Source organism: Butyribacter sp. (genome assembly GCF_056818865.1).
This window is the reverse complement of the sequence record NZ_DBLYGC010000024.1, coordinates 12,567-33,825: the sequence shown is the minus strand read 5'-3', so window position 1 is coordinate 33,825 and position 21,259 is coordinate 12,567. Positions and strand designations below refer to the sequence as shown.

Below are 21,259 nucleotides of genomic sequence, written 5' to 3'. Positions count from 1 at the left end.
AAAAGCCGGACAATTAAGAAGAGATAATTGTTCGGCTTTTGTATAAGGGCAAGCGAGAGAGAATGTTGTAATTATTAAATTTATATATGAGAATGAAGGAGTGCTTTTATTATGAAAAAGATAAAAATTGTTTTTATGTCGGCAGCAAACAAAAAGTCTGATTATGGCTATGTGGTCAAGAAGATTGTATTAAAAAAGATAAAATAAAGGAATCTTAAAATGAGTAAAAAATATATTATAAAACAGATAGTCGAAGCAGATTTTGGATGTGAGGGACGACCGGATGGATATGTACCGATGGTAAGAGTCTATCTTGGTGATGAAAATGGTGTGGAATCTATAGTTGAAATGGAAGATGCCAAAATGTATGAACGGCAGCTTGATGAGGGTATGGAGGTTATAATAGGAAATGATGGGACATTGATGAATACATTAGAGAAAATGGAGGAATAGAATGTTAAATTCACTTACAAGGATGAAGCTTAAATTTTTATCTAATCATCCCAAGTTTGCATTTTTTGTTAAAAACATATTTTCAAGAAAGATAGAAGCCGGGACAATTATAGAGATAACGGTAAAAAGACCGGGGGAAAATCCGATTACTTCAAATATGAAAGTGACAGAGAGTGATATTGAACTGTTTGAGAATGTGAAAGATATAATAAAAAAGTAGGGATAGGGGTAAAGTAAAAAACAAAAAGGCGAAATCATGTAGAGATTTCGTCTTTTTGCTTTTTTGCTGTAAATGCGAAGTATATTTTATTGGTAAATGGAAGATAATGTAACAGGGATTATTTGTCTGGTGTTTTGGGTTAGTATAATACACTAGAGAATAGTCCGGGTAAAAAAACAAAAACTGTTTAAAAAGCAGTTAAAGAAATGAGTTTATGGAAGGGGTAATATATGGAACAGACAGAAGTGAAAAAGGAAACCGTAAAAAATGATAAAAAAACAAAAATGTTTTGTTATCAGTGTCAGGAGACAGCCGGAAATAAAGGCTGTACGGTATCAGGAATGTGCGGGAAAGTTCCCGAAGTGGCAAATATACAGGATTTGCTTATATATGTAACTAAAGGACTTTCGGCAGTAACCACTAAATTAAGAGAAAAGAAAATTGCAGTTGACGATGATGTTAATCACAGAGTTACGTTTAATCTTTTTACAACAATAACAAATGCAAATTTTGATAAGACTTCAATCAAGAACAGAATTAAGGACACTTTACTTGAAAAGGAAAGACTCCTTAATAAACTTGGGGATGATGAAAAAAAAGAACTTCCCGAGGCAGCATTATGGAACGGTGATGAGAATGAATTTGAGAAAAAAGCAAAAGAAGTGGGGATTGTACAAGCGGAGGATGAAAATATCCGTTCGCTCAGAAGTCTTATAACCTATGGGATAAAGGGAATTGGTGCATATTCAAAACATGCAAATGCACTTTTAAAGGACAATCCTGAGATAGATGCTTTTATTCAAAAAGCACTTGCGGCTACAATGAATGATGATATGTCTGTGGACAGTCTGGTGTCGCTTGCGCTTGAAGTTGGAAAAAACGGTGTGGCGGTTATGCAGCTTTTAGATAAGGCAAACACAGATGCATATGGAAATCCTGAGATAACAAAAGTAAATATAGGAGTGAGAAAAAATCCTGCAATTCTTGTATCCGGACACGACCTTAGAGATTTGGAGATGTTGTTGGAGCAGACAAAAGGAACAGGCGTTGATGTGTATACACATTCAGAGATGCTTCCCGCTTGTTCATACCCAGCATTTAAAAAGTATCCTAATTTTGTAGGCAATTATGGAAATGCATGGTGGCAGCAGAAGGAAGAATTTGAAAAGTTTAACGGGCCGATTCTTATGACGACGAATTGTATTGTTCCACCAAAGGAGAGTTATAAAGACAGACTTTATACAACGGGAGCTACAGGCTATCCGGGCTGTAAGCATATTACAGGAGGGTATGGAGAAAAGAAAGATTTCAGCCAGATAATAGAGCATGCTAAAAAGTGTCCTCCACCTACAGAGATAGAGCATGGTGAGATATATGGAGGTTTTGCGCATGCACAGGTTGTCGCACTTGCAGATAAAGTAGTTGATGCTGTGAAATCAGGAGCGATAAAGAAATTTGTAGTGATGGCAGGTTGTGATGGACGTGCAAAAAGCAGGGAGTATTATACGGAATTTGCAAAAGCACTTCCGAAAGATACAGTTATACTTACAGCAGGATGTGCAAAGTACAGATATAATAAACTCGACCTTGGGATGATAGGAGATATACCGAGGGTGCTCGATGCAGGTCAATGCAATGATTCATATTCATTGGTAGTTATTGCTATGAAATTAAAAGAAGCATTTGGACTTGATGATATAAATGAACTTCCGATAATCTACAATATTGCATGGTACGAACAAAAGGCGGTACTTGTGTTGTTGGCACTTTTATCACTTGGAATAAAAAATATTCATTTGGGGCCGACACTTCCGGCATTTTTAAGTCCGGAAGTAGTGGATGTACTTGTCGATAAATTTGATATTGCAGGGATTACAACTGTTCAAAATGATATGGATATATTCTTTGGTTAATAGTTATTAAGTGGGATAAGTTATTTATGGAGATTTTTCCTGTACTTTGCCGGAGTGATATTTTGGAATTTTTTAAACTGTCTTATAAAATGTTCGGTATTTTTGTAGCCACAGAGAAAGCCGATTTCTTCAATAGGTTTATTTGTCGAAGATAAGAGTTCGCAAGCTGACTGAATACGGCTGTTTATAACATCGTTAATACAGGTTGTATGAAAAAAGTGCTTATATGTATTATGCAGATGACCACTGCTTATATTTAATGATTGTGCCATATCATCTATTTTCCAGTCATTTTGCGGAGTGGAATATATTTTTTCACGAAGAGATGTAAGTTTATAGTAAATATCAGGAAAAGCTGAGATATTGCTTTCATCAATAATTTTTTTTATAAGTGCATCGGTAAGAGAATTTAATATGGTGTTTTTGTGTGGAGTATTTCCATAAAATTCACTATTAATCAGATGAAATAAATTATAGAAATTATCAGGGTTGTGAAGAGGGACAGGCATTCCAAATGGGAAAGTATCAGGGAATGTAAGAGTTGCCTTATCTATGTGCATCCAGCAGTCAATATAATCATTTTCATCAGCCTTGTACAGGTGTTTTTGATAGGGCTTAAATATCACTGCACAGTTTTTGGGAATGGCATTAAAACATTTATCGGTATAATTGTTAGTAATGCTGCTGGAACCACATTCTGTGTTAATGAAAAATAATGATGGAGTTTTAATTAAAAGCAAAAGATAAGCGGGATGTCCAAGTGGTCTGTTAACGATAAAAGTGGAATCATGTAAGGCATTTTCGCCTATTTTTAATATTTTTATCATACGTTTTCTTTCCTTTCAATGGTGAATACAATTGTTTTTGATATTAGAATATATCAATTTCTAATAAGTATAAATCATAGAATAAGTAACGTCAATCAGATAAAATAAATAACATGATATAAGGGTCAAAAACAGATAGCAATGAAGCAATCCGTGGCATTAGTTTGGGTCAAAATACCTTTTGACCCAAACATTCATAATATTACAATACAAAATGAAAGGCGGTTGAAAAGATGATAAGAACTTTTAGAACACATAATATTAGAAAACAGCAGGAATTAACAGGAAGATACTGGGAGTTTTCGGCTTGCAGCGGTGAGTATGCAGGAGAAAAATTTAATGTTTTAACTCCTTGCTGCTGGGAGAGTCATCCTAAATTTGCGGGGTATCGTGGAGAAGGGGAATATACAACTACATTTGAAACGGGTGGAAATATAAGAATTGAATTTAAAGGTGTAAGTCATACAGCAGAAGTATATCTGGATGGCAAAAAGATTACAGAACATTATAATGCATATACGCCGTTTGATACGGTATGCCACAATTTGCCATATGGTGAACACACACTGATGGTAAAAGCTGACAACAGGTTTAGCAAAAAGAGTGCATTACATATACCAAACGATTATATGTCATATGGGGGTGTCAGCCGTCCGGTTGTACTTGAGAATATATCAGATGTATATATTAAAAATGTTCATGTGACACCGTATAAGGAAAATGATAAGTGGAGAGCAAAGATAGAGATTTATATTGAAAATATAGGAGTAGCCGGCGAAACAGAAAACAGCAGCTCAGATGATATAATGAAAAGTAAAACTGAAGAAATAGATAAGAATAAGAGTGAAAATATTAACATTGAAATAAATACGGCAGGAAAGCATATCATTTTGGAAAATATTGATACCTTAAGACAAAATAAGGTGACAACAGAAATAGAATTTGAAAGTGTGCGCGAGTGGACGCAGGAAACGCCGAATTTATATGAAATAGAAGTAAAACTTTTAAGAGATAAAAATGCTTTTGACGATTTTATTGACAGATTTGGTTTTAGAGAAATAAAAATAGCAGGAAAAGAGATTCATTTAAATGGAAGAAAAATAAGGATAAAAGGAGTCTGCAGGCATGAGGATCATCCTCAATTTGGTTGTGCACTTCCGATGGCTGCGATTGCAGCAGATATTGAACTTATAAAAGATATGGGAGCAAATTCAATAAGAACATCTCATTATCCGAATGATGAAATTTTTCTTGATATATGCGATGAACAGGGGATATTGGTTTGGGAAGAAAATCATGCAAGGGGATTAAGTGAAGCAGATATGAGAAATCCTAACTTTGAACCTCAGGCTGAGAAAGTTATAGAGGAAATGATACCGGCGCATTACAATCATCCATCAATTTATATCTGGGGTATATTAAATGAATGTGCAAGCGAGACAGAGTATGGAAAAGAGTGCTATAAAAAACAATTTGATATTATAAGAAAACTTGATACATCAAGACCATGTTCATTTGCAAGCTGTAAATTTAAAACGGATGTATGTTTGGGACTACCGGATGTGGTTTCATACAATATTTATCCATTATGGTATCATGATACAGCACCGGATGAGTATCTTGATGATTTGTATAAATGGGTACAGAATGAAACAGAAGGAGCAGGAAAACCATTTATGATAACAGAAATAGGAGCAGGTGGACTTTATGGATATAGGAATAATTATGATTCAAAATGGACTGAGGAATATCAGGCGAAAGCACTTGAAAAACAGCTTACGGCAGTTCTTGACTATAAAGACTGCATAGGTGTTTATATATGGCAGTTCTGTGATATAAGAATAAGTGACGAATGGTTTGGTGGAAGACCAAGGACAATGAATAATAAAGGAATTGTGGATGAGTTTAGAAGAAAGAAGTTGGCATATAATGTGGTAAAGAAGATTTTTGGTGAAAAAATGTAAAAGTGTAAAGAAAAATTTCATATTTGAGGTAATTACGTTTTTTTGTTATAATTGTTTGGAATAGCTTTAGTAAGAAATTTTTAGCAAGAGCATTGCTGTACAGTAGACTTTTTAGCATATATGAGATAGCATGCAATATTAAAAGTTGTAAAGTTATGGTTCAAAAGGTGACTTTGGAGGATAAATAATGAGTTGTAATAATGTCATTGATGATTTGAAAAATGGAATTGAGACTGTATGGATAAATCAATATAAAGAAAACGTGGGTGAGCGTGAAAAAATAAACGGTCACGGTTTTGTTGAACTTAAAGCTGCACAGAACAGACTTATGCGTTTTATGCCTTATATTGCAAAGGTTTTTCCTGAAACAGCAGACAGAAAAGGTATAATAGAATCTGAACTTGTAAAAATAGATAAAACAAAACAATTTTTAAATGAAAATGGAGCCGGGATAGAGGGGACTCTTTTACTGAAAAAGGATTGCAATCTGCCTATATCAGGCTCTGTAAAGGCAAGAGGCGGGATTTATGAAGTGCTTAAGATTGCTGAGACTCTTGCGGTAGATAAAAAAATACTTCACCCGACAGAAAATTATGAAAAGATTGACTCGGAAGAATTTAGAAGATTTTACGGAAAATATACTATTCAGGTTGGTTCTACAGGTAATCTTGGACTAAGTATCGGGATAATGGGGGCAAAGCTCGGCTTTAAAGTCATTGTTCACATGGCAGCAGATGCAAAACAGTGGAAGAAGGAAATGCTTAGAAACAACGGTGTGACGGTGATTGAATATGACACTGACTATACGGAAGCGGTTCAGGCAGGAAGAGAAGCAGCTGAAAAAGATGAATACAGCTTTTTTATAGATGATGAGAAATCGGTTGACTTGTTTATGGGATATGCGACAGCGGCAATGAGACTTAAAGTGCAGTTGTTTAAAAACGGAGTATCAGTTGATGAGAATCATCCGTTGTTTGTCTATATTCCGTGTGGAGTAGGCGGTGCACCGGGCGGAATAACATTTGGCCTAAAGCAGATGTTCGGAAATTGTGTCCATTGTTTTACTGTAGAACCTGTGCAGGCACCATGTCTTTTGGCAGGACTTGCAATCGAAAAATGGAATGATATATCAGTAAAAGATTTGGGATTGTCAGGTAAGACAATAGCGGATGGGCTTGCGGTAGCAAGGCCGTCTGGATTTGTATGTGAGATGCTGGATCCGCTTTTATCAGGAGCATTTACGGTTAAAGATGAGAGACTTTTATCATATTTGAAGGAAGTATATGAAAAGGAGAATATATTTTTAGAACCGTCAGCGTGTGCAGGATTTTTTGGAGCAGAAAAACTTATGCAGAGTGATGAAGGCAAAAATTATATTAGGGAAAACGGACTTAAAGAGCAGATGAAAGATGCGACCCATATTGTGTGGGCAACAGGGGGAGGACTTGTGCCACGGGAAGAAAGAGAAAGATATATAAAAGGAGAATCTTATATCGCACCAAGTGCTGATGTAATTGGAGATGTTATTTTAGCTGAAAATGCTAATGTATGGTATCATGCTTCAATAAGAGCAGATGCAGATAAAATTTATATAGGAAGAAATTCAAATATTCAGGATAATTGTGTAATTCATGTTGATGAGGGGTATCCGGTTTATATTGGCGAAAAAGTAACCGTCGGGCATGGTGCGATAATACACGGTTGTGAGATTGGGGATTGTTCTCTTATAGGAATGGGAGCTGTTTTACTAAATGGATGTAAGATAGGAAAAAATTGTCTGATTGGAGCAGGTACACTTGTGACAGGAGGTACTGAGGTGCCTGACGGTTCGGTGGTGATTGGAAATCCGGGCAAAGTTGTTAGGAAAATAAAGGATGAAGAACTTGAGGCGAATGTAAAAAATGCAGTGAAGTATGCGGAGGAAGCAAAAAACGGATTTGGGAAATAAGTTTGTTGAAATTACATGAATTTAAAATAGACAAAATCGAATTCTGATTTTGTCTATTTTCTATCTTTAATAACTTATAAGAAACTTTTAAGCACCTGCAATACTCCGTTTTCGGTATAAGGAGCACATGTATGTTTTGCAGCTGAGATAACTTCAGGCCGTGCATTTGATACGGCGTAGCTTATACCGGCATTTTTAAGCATTTCAATATCGTTTAAATTGTCACCAAAGCAGCAGACTTCATCGGGGGAGATATTGTATTTGCACATCAAAAATGAAATTGCAGTCCATTTGCTTATACCGATTGTATTGCAGTCAACCCATTCCGTTCCGGCAGAAGTGACATGAGCTTTGTCTTTCCATGACGGAATGAAGTGAGGGGAGCAAAGTTCTTCACATGCGGTAGGATGGTAGACAGTGAACTTTATAATGTCATCTTTTTCAAGTTTTGTAAGGTCGTAAACTTCACGCATTTCAAAACCATAAGAATCTCTTAGTCTGTGAAAAATCGGGCTTGCACCGTCTTCAGCATAGCAAAGGTCAGGAGTTGCGGCAAAATAGTCACATGCGGGAAGTTCGTCTCTTACCATGCGGCACATATCTTTCCAAAGAGCAGCCGACATGGGGTAAGTTTTTAAAATCTTGTCCGGTGTACGCACAACAGTACCACCGTCAGTGATATACATTAACTTGTCTTTGATAGGAGCAAAAAGTTTTTGCTCGCTGGAAAACTGTCTGCCTGAACATACAGTAAAAATAATTCCCTTATCGATAAGTTTACTTATTACAGTCATATATTCAGGGTCTATTATAAGAGTGCCATCTTTAACAAGGGTGCCGTCAATATCAGTAGCAATCAATTTTATCATAAAAACAAAACCTCATTTCTAAATTTTAAAATTAAATAATGTAATATAGACCAATGCAATTATATATTAGAAACATAAGTTATGCAATGGAATCAGTGTTGCTTTTTCAATTTTCCCGGAGTTATACCGGTTTATTTCTGATATAGTTCCTGTTATACTGGGAAAGACAGTAGGGGCAATGCTTTTTTTAGCACTTCCTTTATATATTGTTAATAGAAGGAACAGGGGATAAATAAATCATGTGGAAAGGAGATTTAGTAATGGCATCAGAAAAAAGCAATACATTATATAAAGAATTATTAAAAAGGGGATTTCATGAGGAGCTTTGCAAGGAGATAGCATTTAAGTATATGAATACGGACTATACGGCAACAAGAATGCTTGGTTATCTTTATCGAATAAATTATCTGAGTGAGGAAATGGTCATTGACGAAATGCTGGCGATTTTAGAGGACCGCGAAAGATTTCGCAAAAAACATGAAATGGAAGAAGCGCAGGCGTCTATAAACAAAGTTTATAATGAGGGAATTTAGTAGAGTTTATAATTTAAAAACTAAAGGATATTTTAGAAATTTAAGGATGTTATCTAACTTTGGATGATTATTATATGTTATACTATAATCGGTCAAAGTTTTTTGATGTTATTTTGTTCTTACAATTCCTTTTAGGATAGCGTCGCCGGAAGAAAATGTTGATGATGAAGAAACATCAGGGCATTAAAACGTCCTGATGCAAAGGAAATTCCTATTATTGCAATGACAGCCAATGCATTTAAGGAAGACAGGAAAAAATGTCTTGCGGCAGGAATGAATGAGCATCTGGAAAAAACGCTTCGGATGGATATGGTTATTGAGACTATTGCGAAGTGCTGTAGTGAATAAGTTTTTAAAGTTATAAAAAGAAATGGAATGATGATATGAAACTGGAATTGGCAAAGACTATGCGTAGTTATAAAAAAGAAAACATTATAAAAGATGTAATCACCGGAATTATTATTATGGCGGTTTCGATACCTATTTCAATGGGGTATGCACAGATTGCGGGACTGCCGGCTGTTTACGGTCTGTATGGTTCGGTATTTCCTATTATAATGTTTGCTTTATTGTCTACATCACCGCAGTTTGTATTTGGTGTAGATGCGGCTCCGGCAGCACTTGTCGGTTCTGCACTTATCGGATTTGGCATAGAAAGCGGTTCAGATAAGGCATTAAAAGCAGTTTCGCTGATTACCTTTTTTGTAGCGGTGTGGCTTTTGGCTTTTTATATCATGAAAGCGGGAAAGCTTGTCAATTACATATCAGCTCCTGTTATGGGAGGTTTCATTACGGGGATATGTACTACAATAATATTGATGCAGCTTCCAAAATTACTTGGCGGTTCTGCCGGGACAGGTGAGTTTTTTGAACTTGCAGAGCATATTGCAGAGACTATGCATAATATAAATATACCGTCTGTAATTCTTGGAGTTTTGGCATTGATTATATTGTCTGTATCTAAGAAGATTGTGCCAAAGTTTCCTATGGCTGTAGTGCTTATGGGAGTGGGTGCGGTTATGACATATTTTTTGCCAATAAGAGAATATGGAATAAAGACTCTTGACAAAGTAAATACAGGACTTCCACAGTGGACTTTGCCGGATTTTTCCGTATTGCCGTTAAGAGATGTAATTATCGTCAGTTTGTCAGTGTCAGTTGTTATTCTTGCGGAAACACTTCTTGCAGAAAATAATTTTGCACAGAAAAACGGGTATAGGATAAATGACAATCAGGAAATACTCGCATTTTCAATGGGAAATCTTGCAGCAGCATTTACGGGATGCTGTCCTATAAACGGTTCGGTATCAAGAACAGCAATGGGTGAGCAGTATCAGGGAAAGACACAGCTTATGGGAATTGTGGCAGGAATTTCAATGATGCTTTTGCTGCTATTCGGAACAGGTTTTATTGGTTATCTTCCGGTTCCGATACTTACAGCCATTGTTATCTCTGCACTGGCGGGAGCAACAGAATTTGAATTGGCATTCCGTTTGTGGAAAGTGAGCAGGACAGAATGCATGATTTTTGTCGGTGCATTTATGGGTGTACTTTTTCTGGGAACGATAAACGGAGTTCTTATCGGAATAATATTGTCTTTCTCTGAAATGATAATCCGTACTTCCAAACCTGCAAGATGTTTTTTGGGAATACAGCCGGGACACAGACATTTTCGTGATTTGCAGGAAAGCAGTCAGATACATGCTATAGAGGGTGTGATTATTTATCGGTTCAGCAGCAATCTTTTCTTTGCCAATGTGCAGATATTACAGAGAGATATAGAGGACAACATAAAAGATGACACAAAGGCGGTTATTATTGATGCCAGTGCTATCGGAAGTATTGATATAACGGCGGCAGACAGACTTGCAATATTATATAAGAATTTGAAAGAAAAGGAAATAAAATTTTATATAACTGAGCATATTGCAGATTTGAATGAACAAATGAGGAAACTGGGCATAGGTTATCTTGTAGAAGCAGGATGTGCGAGAAGAACAATACATATTGCATTAAAAGATATGGAGATAAACCGCCCGTATCCGTTGGAGGGTGGAATAGATAACGACGAGATAAGCGTTTCTAAAAAGAGGGCGGATAACCGTGTACAGGAATTTGTATGGGCATTTGGCAGGCATGCGGAGGAGGAAATCGAGAAGCAGATAGCAAATCAGATAAAACAGCTTAAGAATGAAAATGGAGATGTAGAGAAATTATTACATGGTTTGTGGACACATATGGAGGAGCTTGACCAGGATGAATGGCTTGAACATCTTGAAGAGCATTTGAAAGAGATTGTAAATATATCGGGTAAAGATGAGCAGACGCTTGCAGCGAAACTTGAAGAACATAGAACAGAAGTTTATGAGAGAATTGCATCGCAGCATCCGGAACTTGCCAAGCGATTTAAAGAGAGACGTCATATTCTTGATGAACATTTGAAAGAGCGCAGACCTGAGGTTTACGAACTTGTTATGAAATTGCGTAGCAGGAAAGATGAGTGCTGATGAGGGTCAAAAGGTAATTTGACCGGTGCATCATAAACTTAATAAATAAAAAGAATTTTATGAAAGATGAAAGGAGAAAATTATGGGACTTATCAGAGCAATGGGGGGTGCTGTCGGGGGAACTTTGGCAGACCAGTGGAAAGAATATTTTTATTGTGAAGCTATGGATGCAGATGTACTTGTGTGCAAGGGACAAAAAAGAGTTTCAGGAAGAAGCAGCAACACAAAAGGAAGCGACAATATTATTACAAATGGTTCAGTTGTCGCAGTAAATGAAGGTCAATGCATGATAATCGTTGAGCAGGGCAAGGTAGTTGAGCTTTGCTCGGAACCCGGAGAGTTTGTGTATGATACTTCTACAGAACCGTCTATATTTGAGGGAAAACTCAGCAAATCAATAAAAGAGGTTTTTGCCACAATAGGAAAGCGTTTTACATTTGGCGGTGATACGGCAAAAGACCAGCGGATATATTATTTTAATACTAAAGAAATAATTGGAAATAAATACGGAACACCTAATCCGGTGCCTTTCAGGGTTGTAGACAATAATATAGGTCTTGATGTTGATATTTCAATCAGATGCAATGGTGAGTATTCATATAAGATAGTAAATCCTATATTGTTCTATACAAATGTATGTGGCAATGTTGAGGAAGAATATGAGAGAAGCGAAATTGACAGTATGCTTAAAACAGAGCTTCTCACGGCACTTCAGCCGGCATTCGCAAAAATATCAGATATGGGTATACGTTACAGTGCACTCCCAGGCCATACAATGGAAATAGCAGATGCATTGAATGCTGTTCTTTCAAAGAAATGGGCAGACCTTAGAGGTATTGAGATAGCTTCTTTTGGCATAAATTCTGTTACCGCATCAAAAGAGGATGAGGAAATGATTAAGCAGCTTCAAAAGACAGCTGTTTTACAAAATCCGAATATGACGGCGGCAACGCTTGTAGGTGCGCAGGGCGAAGCCATGAAAGCGGCGGCTTCTAATCCTAACGGAGCGATGGCAGGATTTATGGGAATGGGAATGGTTCAAAATTCAATGGGAACAGATGCACAGAGCCTTTTTGCGATGGGACAGCAGCAGAGAATGCAGCAGCAAAATGAGGCACAGCAGCTGGCAGCACAGGAACAGAGGTCTGTAGCACAGGCAGGGCAGCCGGGGCAGAATAATGCGGCAGTTTCAAATGAAGTTTCAAATGGCTGGGTATGTGAATGTGGAATATCAAATACAGGAAAATTCTGTGTTGAGTGTGGTAAACCTAAGCCTCAGCCTGTACAGGGCTGGGTTTGCAGCTGTGGCACGGTAAACAAAGGAAAATTCTGCATGGAATGTGGTGCAAAGAAACCGGCAGAAGCACCTCTTTACAAATGTGATAAATGTGGATGGGAGCCTGAGGATCCTAAAAACCCGCCGAAATTTTGTCCTGAGTGCGGAGATCCTTTTGATGACAATGATATTCAGAAATGAGGTTAATTATGGATGATACAATAGCTTATAAATGCCCTTGCTGCGGTGCTGCTCTTGTGTGGGGAAGCAAAGAACAGGAGCTTGTTTGCGAGTATTGCGACAATACTTTCACAGAAGCACAGTTAAAAGAAATTCTTGAGGAAGAAAATAAAAAAGTTCAGGAAGTAAATGCAGCGTGGAATGAGGAAGAACAGGAGCAGGAAGAAATTCAACTGAATGGCATGAAGGTTCATATATGCCAGTCATGTGGCGGAGAGATTATCGGTGACGAAAATTCAGTTGCTACAGAGTGTGTATATTGTGGCAGTCCGACAATTCTTACCGAAAATATTTCAGGAGTAAACAGACCAAAATATATTATTCCATTTAAAATGGATAAGAAAACTGCTAAAGAAAGATTAAAAGAATTTTATAAGGGAAAGAGTTTGCTGCCAAAAGAATTTTCTAATAAAAAGCATATTGACAGCATAAAGGGGGTGTATGTCCCATTTTGGCTTTTTGACTGTGATGCCGATGCAGATATTACATATAAAGCGAACAGGACACATTTTTGGAGTGATTCAAATTATGATTATACGAAAACTGACCATTATATGTTAAAAAGAAAGGGAAAACTGTCGTTTGAAAAAATACCTGTCGATGCTTCAAGTAAGATGGATGATGCATATATGGATTCGATAGAGCCGTTTAATTATAAACAGCTTGTGGAGTTTTCAGAAAAATATCTTTCAGGTTATTATGCCGATAAATATGATGTTTCTCTTGATGCGAGTGCACCAAGAGCGAATGAACGCGTGAAAAGGAGTACAGAAGACAGGTTTCGTGATACCGTTCATGGATATGAGTCGGTTTTCGCTGAAAGCAGCAGGATAAATGTAAAAAACGGAAAAGCAGAATATACCATGTTACCGGTATGGCTGCTCAGCAAGAAATACAAAGATAAGATATACACATTTGCCATGAATGGCCAGACAGGAAAAATTGTCGGAGAACTTCCTATAGATAAGAGCAAAGCCTTTAAGTATCTTTTTGGAATAACAGCGGCTGTATTTGCCGTGTTACAGATATTTGTCTGGATATAGGAGGGGATAAAGCATGGAAAATAAATTTAGAGAGAGCGTTATTAGCACAGCGTTGAAGAGAAATTTAAACTTAAAATTATCTTCATTGAAGAAGTTTATGTTTCTTGTTGTGTCTGTCTGCATTATGGTATTTTTAGTTGATTTTTCAATAAGCAGTGCAGCTGAGAAAAGCTATGTGATAGATGAGGCAGGTCTTATAAGTGCATCTGATGAGAAAAAACTAAGTGAAAAAATAAAAGAGATTCAGAAAGAAAAGTTTGATGTTGTTATTTTAACAGTTAAATCATTGGATGGAAAAAGTGCACAGGATTATGCGGATGACTATTATGATTATAACGGTTACGGAATAGACAGTGAAAAGAGCGGTGTGCTTTTTCTTGTAAGTAAGGGTGACAGAAAATATCATATTTCTACAACAGGTGCGGCAATTAAAGCTTTTACAGATTATGGCATAGAGTGCATAAAAGATGAGATTAAACCATATTTATCCGATGGAGAGTATTTTGATGCATCTGATAAATTTCTGGATATGTCTATCGACTTTGTGCATGCCTACAAAGACGGTAAGCCGTATGATACTGACAATCCTTATATGGAAAAAGCAGATTATGTTATATTGGAAATTATAGCTTTTGTTATAGCGCTTGTCATAGCAGGTATCAGTGTTGCAATAATGAGATTCAGGATGAATACGGCTAAACCTAAGAAAACGGCGACAGAGTACATAAAAAAAGATTCGTTTAGACTTACAAGTGAAAAAGACATTTTTATGTATTCAAGTGTAACAAAAACAGCAAAGCCAAAAGATGACGGGGTTTCTTCGGGAGGAAGTACGACGCATACGAGCAGTAGTGGAAGTACACATGGAGGTGGCGGCGGAAGTTTTTAAAGCAGGGAGCCAAGAACTCTTTGACCACAATATTATTTAAAGCAGAGATTGGTATAGACTTTTCGACAGACGGAAAGTTTATATCAATTTTTGCGTTAAAATGCATAAATAACAGTTCAGCCTTTCATCTCCTACATTCATAATGAATATTTTTACAATTTGATTTGACATTTTTTGAAATTTGGTATATAGTTTCTTGCTGCTTACATAGTGAATTAAATGGAGGAAAAGTAATGAAATATTTTACGGGGTATGAATTGTTGTGGATTTTCTTTGTTTACTCATTTCTGGGATGGGTATTAGAAACAGCGGCAACAACTTTAAAACAGCGTAAGTTTGCAAACAGAGGACTTGTGAATGGACCGTTTTGTGTCATATATGGAATTACCGTGGTGCTTATGTCTGTAGGTTTGCAGGAGCTGAGTGGTATATGGCTGCTTTTGTTCGCAGCGGTTTATGCGACTGTAGCAGAGTGGATAAGCGGTCATCTGATAGAAAAGGTATTTCATGAAAGATGGTGGGATTATTCAAAGCGAAAGAGAAATCTTGACGGGTATATATGCGTCTCAGCATCAGCTTTTTGGGGATTGCTTGGCTATATAGCGGTTCGTTTTGGAAACAGGTTTATAATTTTTCTGTTAAAAATATTACCACACATTTTTATGAAAGTATTGCTGTTAGCTTTGATAGTGGTAATGTTTATCGATATTTTTGCGTCAGTTGTGCTTTTGAGTGGAAAGAGCAGAAATCCGGAAAAATGGGCGGCGGCAGATGCAGGAATTGACAGAGTAAGTATTGGTCTGCAAAGGAAGATAAACAATTTAATAGAAAGAAGAATAAGAAAAGCATATCCAAAAGCCGTAAAGACTGAGGAAACAAAAAAAGGCGATGATGGTGTATTTGCCGGTGGATGTTGTTTCTATAAAATTGTACTGCTATTTATAGTTGGGGCGTTTTTAGGAGATGTTACGGAGACGATATTTTGCAGAGTTACGGCGGGAATATGGATGAGCAGGAGCAGTGTAGTGTGGGGACCGTTCAGTATTGTCTGGGGACTTGCGCTTGCATTGGTTACATTGTTTCTATACAAATATAAAGACAGAAGTGAGAGTTTTTTATTTTTGACAGGGACACTTCTTGGCGGTGCTTATGAATATCTGTGCAGTGTTTTTACGGAGATTGTATTCGGAAAAGTTTTTTGGGATTACAGTGGGATTCCGTTTAATCTTGGCGGCAGAATAAATCTGTTATATTGTTTTTTCTGGGGGATAGCAGCCGTGATATGGTTTAAAAAGTTTTTTCCAAAAATTGAAATGGTTATAGAAAAGATACCGGTCAAGTTTGGAAAGGCAGTTACATGGTGTCTGCTTGTGTTTATGGTTTGCAATATATTTGTGTCGTGCATGGCACTTGTAAGATATGATGAAAGAAGTAAGGAAAACAAAGTGATGCAGTCAGAACAGACAGAGAGCAGCAATGTGAAGGTCTTAGATAAAAATTTAAAATCGTGGCAGAAATGGATGGATAAACATTATGATGATGCAAAGATGAAGAAAATTTATCCAAATGCAAAACAGAAATAAATTTAACATGCAAAAAAAATTGCAGAAATGGAGGTTATTATGACATTTTATCAGGAATTACAGTTGAGTTCGGTTGGTTCAAAGCAGCTTATAAAATCCACACAGGATAAAAAAGAAAAGTTGAGACATATATTGATATACAATTTTAAGGTATATCTTGTTATGGTATTTTGTGTTGCAGTGGTAACTCTGTTTACAAAAATTACAGGAAGTGATAATAGTGTTGTAGGTGTTACTGTACTTCTTGCAGTGCTTGTGCTGAGACAGGCAGATTTTGGAATAAAAACGACACATGGTCTTATCTCAATAGCAGGTATATTTTTGATTCTTATGGCGGGACCAAGATTTACAAATACCCTTGCACCGATACCGGCATTTGTGGTAAATGTAATCTGCATATTATTGCTGATGATTTTAGGATGTCACAATGTTATAATGTATAATCACTCTACATTTGTATTGGGGTATCTTTTGCTGCAGGGATATGATGTGACCGGTCGTACATACGTACTTCGTGTAGCAGGTTTATTTTTTGGAATGGTTTTATGTATGTTTATCTTTTATAAAAATCAGAGAAATCGTCCATATCAAAGAAAATTTATTGATTTATTCAAAGAATTTAATATTCACTCAGCAAGAAGCAGATGGTATGTAAGACTTTCTGTGATTGTATCAAGTGCGATGCTTATTATGTCACTTCTAGGGATTCCTAGAGCTATGTGGGCAGGAATCGCATGTATGTCGGTATGTCTTCCATTCCAAAGCGATGGCATAAAGAGAGCTCCTGACAGGGGAATCTTTAATGTTGTAGGATGTTTGATATTTATGGGACTTTATTTTGTCCTTCCAAAGTCGATGTATCCGTATATCGGAATGATAGGAGGAATAGGTGTTGGCTATTCAGCAGGATATGCATGGCAGACTGTCTTTAATACATTTGGTGCCTTGTCTATTGCATCAGGTATTTTTGGAATGCCGATGGCAGTAATGCTTAGGATAGGAGCAAATGTATTGGGATCGGCATATACAATATTATGTACAAAATTATTTGGCTGGTTTGCACAGATTACTGACAATAGAAAAAATGTAAGTGAAGATGCAGGTGGAATATAATTTTTATTGCGGACAAGAGAATATCAGAATTTTACGGGGGATGTTTATACATTCCCCCGGCTTTTTTTCATTACATATCTGTAGGCAGGAAGCAGAAACATATCTGCACAAATCCAGGCAAGGGGACTTGCAAGTACAACAAAGATATATCCGAATATCGGTACAAGTACAAAACCTGCAATGGAACGTGCTATCATTTCACAAACTCCTGCGAGTATTGCAAATCCCGGAAAACCAATTCCCTGAATCATAAAACGAACTATATTTACAAGGGCAAGCGGCACATAAAATAGAGCATTTCCTATCAGGAACATTGAAATTTTATTTATAAGAGCAGTTTCTTTACTACTTACAAAGAGCAGAGCAAGATACCTGCTGAAGAAAATCATAAAAACAAGTATCGTAAGCGAGTAGATAATACCAAGTTTTATGCAGGCTTTGAGTCCCTCGTCAATGCGGTCATACTTAGCAGCACCTTTATTTTGTCCTCCGTATGTAGCCATGGTTGAACCCATTGCATCATAAGGACAGCATACGAACATACTGACTCTGCTTCCTGCCGTAACTGCGGCAACTATAGTTGAACCCATGTTGTTTACGGCAGTCTGTAATATAACACTTCCAATTGCAGTTATTGAATATTGAAGCCCCATAGGAATACCCATTTTGCAGAGCTGAAGTATATGTTTTGGTGAAATCTTCCAGTCGTTTTTACTAAAGTCAAGATGTTTGTATTTCCTGACTGTATAGAAAAGGCATATTATTCCTGAAACAGCCTGTGCACTGACTGTGGCAATTGCTGCACCGCTTACACCCATTCTCTTTACGAGAATGAGGTCAAGAACAATATTTAATATAGAGGAAAAAATCAAAAAAACTACAGGTGTAAAACTGTCACCGAGTGAACGGAGAATACCTGACACCATATTGTAGAGTATGGTAGCAGGAATACCCATAAAAATAATAAATATATATATGTAAGCATCATCAAAGATATTTGACGGAGTTCTCATGACAGTGAGAATATCTTTTGTCAGAATACCTATTATAATAGTAAGAACTACTGCAAACAAAAGTGAACACCATACGCAGTTAGCAATATAACTTTTCAGACGATTGGTATCTTTTGCACCAAAAGCCTGAGCTATAGGAATGGCAAAACCGTTACATATTCCTATACAGAATCCAAGTACCATAAAATTTATTGAACCTGTCGAGCCGACAGCTGCAAGAGCATCAACACCGAGCTGTTTACCTACTATTATAGAATCGACCATATTATAAAACTGCTGAAACAGCATTCCAAACAGAAGAGGAACGCCGAAATTAAGTATAAGTTTCATTGGATTACCGGTTGTGAGGTCTTTTGAACCGCCTAATTTTAATCTACTCATTTTATCTCCTCTCTTCCTATATAATGATGTTTGTTTCAAAAGGTTTTTTGAGCCTTGCATCATATATAATTTTTTGCAACGATTTTATATTCTAGCACAGTTTATTTCAAAAATAAAGTACATTTTTTACGAATTATTTTCGCTGTAGCTGCTTTGATGACAACGCAGCAGATGGAAATTTATACAAGTTATTTGACGAAATGTCAATGATAAACTGGTATATGTATATTTTTTTTGATATAATGAGAAAGTGTCTTTAAAAAGACAGAATATATTTAAGAAAGAAATGAGGAATAAGTAATGAAGAAAAAAAGAGTCTTTAGTTTTTTACTTACATTAATGCTTGCTTTCAACATTGGTTTTTCTTTTCAGGAAAGTACAAATGCTGATGCAGCATCAAAAAAATATGTCATTAAGATTAATAAGCAGATGAATTGTGTGACAATTTACGAAAAAAAATCTTCCGGAAAACTCAAACCTGTCAAGGCAATGGTTTGTTCAGCCGGAAATGCCACTCCTATAGGAACATTTCCGCTCGGAGAGAAGATGCGCTGGCACACATTAAACGGACCATGTTACGGACAGTATTGTACAAGAATTACAAGAGGCTTTTTGTTCCATTCAGTTTGGTATTACAGACGAACACCATCTTCTTTGGCAGTTAAAGAGTACAATAAACTTGGAACGACTGCTTCACACGGATGTGTGAGACTTATGGTAGCCGATGCAAAGTGGATTTATGACAATGTTCCGTCAGGCAGCAGTGTTATTATATATAATTCATCAAATCCGGGTCCTCTTGGAAAGCCTAAGGCCGTAAAAATAAGCGGAAGTACAGGTTGGGATCCGTCAGACGTTTGGAGCAGCGGAAACCCTTGGAACAGCAAGAAGCCTTCTATAAAGGGTGCAAAGTCAAAAACAGTGGCTTACGGTTCAAAGTATAAGGTAAAAAAAGGTATTAAGGCAGTAAACACTGTTGGAAAAGATTCAACATATCTGCTTAGTACAAGCATAAAATTAAATGGTAAAATTGTAAGGAAAGTAAACACATCAAATCCGGGAGTTTACAAGGTTACATATTCAATTACGGATGAGGCAGGAAAAGCCGTTTCTAAAACAGTGAAAATCAAGGTTAAGGCAAAGAGAGCTACACCAAAGATTTCAAAGGTTAAGAATATATACATTAAATCAAAGAGCCAAATGACAAAGAAGACCGTTCTTAAAAATGTAGTTATTACACAAAAAGGCATAAAACTTGATGCAAAATATGTAAAAGTTACATTTAAGAAACTTAAGAAGAATGTATACAGAGTGACTTATATTGCAAAGAGAGAAAGCTATGAAGCTAAGAAAACAGCAAAAGTTTATATTGATAAAAAAGTACCTGTAATCTTAGGAATCAAGAACGGTGCACAGTATGAGGCAGAAGCTGATGCAGTTATAAATGACGATTACTGCGGTGGATTTATAAGTGGTGTAAGTGACAATTATACTAAGCTTAAAGTTTCTGATGTAAATATCAAGATAAAGTCTACAGATATTGAAGGCAGATATGAAGTTGTTTATACAGTGAAGGATGAGGCGGGAAATCAGGCTAAATATACAATTTATATTGTTAAAAAAGCCGGGACTGCTTCAGGCGGAGCTATTTCATAGATGGTGATAATGTAAATAGTTTATTTCAATTTCAGTGTTAAACACAGCAAAATATAAAAATAATTCATTAACAAAATATTGTTGTTGAGAATTAAAATCTGTGATAGACTAAAAAGTGGCAGTATTATTACTGCTGCTTTTTTGTCGATTGTTCACATTTAAAATGTGAATGGCAAAGCTTTTTTATTTTTATGGAACAACAAAGAAAGGAATTGAAACTATGAATTTTCTTGAAGAAAAAATAGTAAAAGAAGGCGTTGTAAAGGAAGGAAATATTTTAAAAGTTGACAGTTTTTTGAATCATCAGATGGATGTTAAACTTTTTAAACAGATGGGTGAGGAGTTTAAGAAGCGTTTTGCAGATAAGCCGATAAATAAGATCCTTACTGTGGAGGCCTCTGGCATTGGAATTGCCTGTATCGTGGCAGAATGTTTTGATGTTCCTGTTGTATTTGCAAAGAAGTCAAAAAGTGTTAACATTGACGGAGAAGTTTATAATGCGGAAGTTGAGTCATTTACTCACAAATGTAAAAATCAGGTTCTTGTGTCAAAGAAATTTTTAAATACTGATGATCACATTCTTATTATAGATGACTTTCTTGCAAATGGATGTGCATTACAGGGACTTATTTCTATTGTTTCACAGGCAGGCGGAACAGTAGAGGGAATCGGAATTGCTATTGAAAAAGGTTTCCAGCAGGGTGGAAAGATAATAAGAAACCTGGGTTTTCAGCTTGAATCACTTGCAATTGTTGAAAGCATGGATGCATCTGACGGTTCAGTTGTTTTTCGTGAGCAGGCTTAAAACAGAAAAATAAAATAGAGAAAAAA

General features: G+C 36.5%; 18 protein-coding genes. 15 read left to right on the top strand and 3 right to left on the bottom strand.

Annotation, left to right across the window (positions count from 1 at the left end):
- Positions 1-219: 219 nt before the first annotated feature.
- The 3 genes from ACZLXV_RS11110 to hcp all read left to right on the top strand — a co-directional run bounded on the left by ACZLXV_RS11110 (position 220) and on the right by hcp (position 2,586).
- Positions 220-453, top strand: a complete 234-nt coding sequence (locus ACZLXV_RS11110) for a hypothetical protein (protein ID WP_022224604.1) — start codon at positions 220-222, stop codon at positions 451-453.
- Position 454: 1 nt separating this feature from the next.
- Entirely contained in the window at positions 455-673 is a 219-nt protein-coding gene (locus ACZLXV_RS11105) for a hypothetical protein (protein WP_022224603.1), read from the top strand.
- A 230-nt stretch (positions 674-903) separates the two neighbouring features.
- On the top strand, positions 904-2,586 hold the full coding sequence (gene hcp / locus ACZLXV_RS11100; protein ID WP_482383470.1) for a hydroxylamine reductase: 1,683 nt from the start codon (positions 904-906) through the stop codon (positions 2,584-2,586).
- Between the two features lie 20 nt (positions 2,587-2,606).
- On the opposite strand, the gene ACZLXV_RS11095 is transcribed toward hcp, so the two are convergent.
- Entirely contained in the window at positions 2,607-3,413 is an 807-nt protein-coding gene (locus ACZLXV_RS11095; protein WP_482383469.1) for a helix-turn-helix domain-containing protein, read from the bottom strand.
- A gap of 233 nt (positions 3,414-3,646) precedes the next feature.
- On the opposite strand from ACZLXV_RS11095, the gene ACZLXV_RS11090 reads away from it, so the two are divergent.
- Together ACZLXV_RS11090 and dsdA are read left to right on the top strand one after the other, a co-directional pair.
- Complete coding sequence (locus ACZLXV_RS11090; RefSeq protein WP_482383468.1) at positions 3,647-5,377, top strand: glycoside hydrolase family 2 protein; 1,731 nt, start codon at positions 3,647-3,649, stop codon at positions 5,375-5,377.
- A 187-nt stretch (positions 5,378-5,564) separates the two neighbouring features.
- Positions 5,565-7,325, top strand: coding sequence for a D-serine ammonia-lyase (gene dsdA, locus ACZLXV_RS11085; protein WP_482383467.1), 1,761 nt, complete (start codon positions 5,565-5,567; stop codon positions 7,323-7,325).
- A gap of 74 nt (positions 7,326-7,399) precedes the next feature.
- Here the strand turns inward: dsdA and ACZLXV_RS11080 are convergent, their stop codons facing one another.
- A complete protein-coding gene (locus ACZLXV_RS11080) occupies positions 7,400-8,194 on the bottom strand; it encodes a Cof-type HAD-IIB family hydrolase (protein ID WP_482383466.1) in 795 nt (264 codons plus the stop codon).
- Between the two features lie 260 nt (positions 8,195-8,454).
- On the opposite strand from ACZLXV_RS11080, the gene ACZLXV_RS11075 reads away from it, so the two are divergent.
- From ACZLXV_RS11075 to ACZLXV_RS11040, 8 genes are all read left to right on the top strand, one after another.
- Positions 8,455-8,727: a hypothetical protein gene (locus ACZLXV_RS11075; protein ID WP_482383465.1), complete on the top strand. Its 273-nt coding sequence runs from the start codon at positions 8,455-8,457 to the stop codon at positions 8,725-8,727.
- A 222-nt stretch (positions 8,728-8,949) separates the two neighbouring features.
- Positions 8,950-9,075: a response regulator gene (locus tag ACZLXV_RS11070; protein ID WP_482383464.1), complete on the top strand. Its 126-nt coding sequence runs from the start codon at positions 8,950-8,952 to the stop codon at positions 9,073-9,075.
- Between the two features lie 35 nt (positions 9,076-9,110).
- Positions 9,111-11,234, top strand: coding sequence for a SulP family inorganic anion transporter (locus ACZLXV_RS11065; protein WP_482383463.1), 2,124 nt, complete (start codon positions 9,111-9,113; stop codon positions 11,232-11,234).
- 82 nt (positions 11,235-11,316) lie between these two features.
- Positions 11,317-12,711, top strand: a complete 1,395-nt coding sequence (locus ACZLXV_RS11060) for an SPFH domain-containing protein (RefSeq protein WP_482383462.1) — start codon at positions 11,317-11,319, stop codon at positions 12,709-12,711.
- An 8-nt stretch (positions 12,712-12,719) separates the two neighbouring features.
- Positions 12,720-13,793, top strand: coding sequence for a TFIIB-type zinc ribbon-containing protein (locus tag ACZLXV_RS11055; protein WP_482383461.1), 1,074 nt, complete (start codon positions 12,720-12,722; stop codon positions 13,791-13,793).
- A 13-nt stretch (positions 13,794-13,806) separates the two neighbouring features.
- Positions 13,807-14,682, top strand: coding sequence for a TPM domain-containing protein (locus ACZLXV_RS11050; protein ID WP_367335486.1), 876 nt, complete (start codon positions 13,807-13,809; stop codon positions 14,680-14,682).
- Between the two features lie 233 nt (positions 14,683-14,915).
- A complete protein-coding gene (locus tag ACZLXV_RS11045) occupies positions 14,916-16,265 on the top strand; it encodes a putative ABC transporter permease (RefSeq protein ID WP_482383460.1) in 1,350 nt (449 codons plus the stop codon).
- A 39-nt stretch (positions 16,266-16,304) separates the two neighbouring features.
- Positions 16,305-17,378 carry an FUSC family protein gene (locus ACZLXV_RS11040; RefSeq protein ID WP_482383459.1) on the top strand — a complete coding sequence of 358 codons (1,074 nt, stop codon included), beginning with the start codon at positions 16,305-16,307 and terminating at the stop codon, positions 17,376-17,378.
- A gap of 44 nt (positions 17,379-17,422) precedes the next feature.
- Here the strand turns inward: ACZLXV_RS11040 and ACZLXV_RS11035 are convergent, their stop codons facing one another.
- Positions 17,423-18,772, bottom strand: a complete 1,350-nt coding sequence (locus ACZLXV_RS11035) for an MATE family efflux transporter (RefSeq protein WP_482383458.1) — start codon at positions 18,770-18,772, stop codon at positions 17,423-17,425.
- A 300-nt stretch (positions 18,773-19,072) separates the two neighbouring features.
- On the opposite strand from ACZLXV_RS11035, the gene ACZLXV_RS11030 reads away from it, so the two are divergent.
- Entirely contained in the window at positions 19,073-20,428 is a 1,356-nt protein-coding gene (locus tag ACZLXV_RS11030) for a L,D-transpeptidase family protein (protein WP_482383457.1), read from the top strand.
- Between the two features lie 220 nt (positions 20,429-20,648).
- Positions 20,649-21,233 carry a xanthine phosphoribosyltransferase gene (locus ACZLXV_RS11025; protein ID WP_022223443.1) on the top strand — a complete coding sequence of 195 codons (585 nt, stop codon included), beginning with the start codon at positions 20,649-20,651 and terminating at the stop codon, positions 21,231-21,233.
- Positions 21,234-21,259: the final 26 nt, after the last annotated feature.

Bases quoted from the DNA above. Each gene is read 5' to 3' on its own strand.
- ACZLXV_RS11110 (WP_022224604.1), top strand. From the start codon at position 220: ATGAGTAAAAAATATATTATAAAACAGATAGTCGAAGCAGATTTTGGA.
- ACZLXV_RS11055 (WP_482383461.1), top strand. From the start codon at position 12,720: ATGGATGATACAATAGCTTATAAATGCCCTTGCTGCGGTGCTGCTCTT.
- ACZLXV_RS11080 (WP_482383466.1), bottom strand. From the start codon at position 8,194: ATGATAAAATTGATTGCTACTGATATTGACGGCACCCTTGTTAAAGAT.
- ACZLXV_RS11035 (WP_482383458.1), bottom strand. From the start codon at position 18,772: ATGAGTAGATTAAAATTAGGCGGTTCAAAAGACCTCACAACCGGTAAT.
- ACZLXV_RS11105 (WP_022224603.1), top strand. From the start codon at position 455: ATGTTAAATTCACTTACAAGGATGAAGCTTAAATTTTTATCTAATCAT.
- ACZLXV_RS11065 (WP_482383463.1), top strand. From the start codon at position 9,111: ATGAAACTGGAATTGGCAAAGACTATGCGTAGTTATAAAAAAGAAAAC.
- ACZLXV_RS11060 (WP_482383462.1), top strand. From the start codon at position 11,317: ATGGGACTTATCAGAGCAATGGGGGGTGCTGTCGGGGGAACTTTGGCA.
- ACZLXV_RS11090 (WP_482383468.1), top strand. From the start codon at position 3,647: ATGATAAGAACTTTTAGAACACATAATATTAGAAAACAGCAGGAATTA.
- ACZLXV_RS11045 (WP_482383460.1), top strand. From the start codon at position 14,916: ATGAAATATTTTACGGGGTATGAATTGTTGTGGATTTTCTTTGTTTAC.
- dsdA (WP_482383467.1), top strand. From the start codon at position 5,565: ATGAGTTGTAATAATGTCATTGATGATTTGAAAAATGGAATTGAGACT.
- ACZLXV_RS11025 (WP_022223443.1), top strand. From the start codon at position 20,649: ATGAATTTTCTTGAAGAAAAAATAGTAAAAGAAGGCGTTGTAAAGGAA.
- ACZLXV_RS11070 (WP_482383464.1), top strand. From the start codon at position 8,950: ATGACAGCCAATGCATTTAAGGAAGACAGGAAAAAATGTCTTGCGGCA.
- ACZLXV_RS11030 (WP_482383457.1), top strand. From the start codon at position 19,073: ATGAAGAAAAAAAGAGTCTTTAGTTTTTTACTTACATTAATGCTTGCT.
- ACZLXV_RS11095 (WP_482383469.1), bottom strand. From the start codon at position 3,413: ATGATAAAAATATTAAAAATAGGCGAAAATGCCTTACATGATTCCACT.
- ACZLXV_RS11075 (WP_482383465.1), top strand. From the start codon at position 8,455: ATGGCATCAGAAAAAAGCAATACATTATATAAAGAATTATTAAAAAGG.
- ACZLXV_RS11040 (WP_482383459.1), top strand. From the start codon at position 16,305: ATGACATTTTATCAGGAATTACAGTTGAGTTCGGTTGGTTCAAAGCAG.
- hcp (WP_482383470.1), top strand. From the start codon at position 904: ATGGAACAGACAGAAGTGAAAAAGGAAACCGTAAAAAATGATAAAAAA.
- ACZLXV_RS11050 (WP_367335486.1), top strand. From the start codon at position 13,807: ATGGAAAATAAATTTAGAGAGAGCGTTATTAGCACAGCGTTGAAGAGA.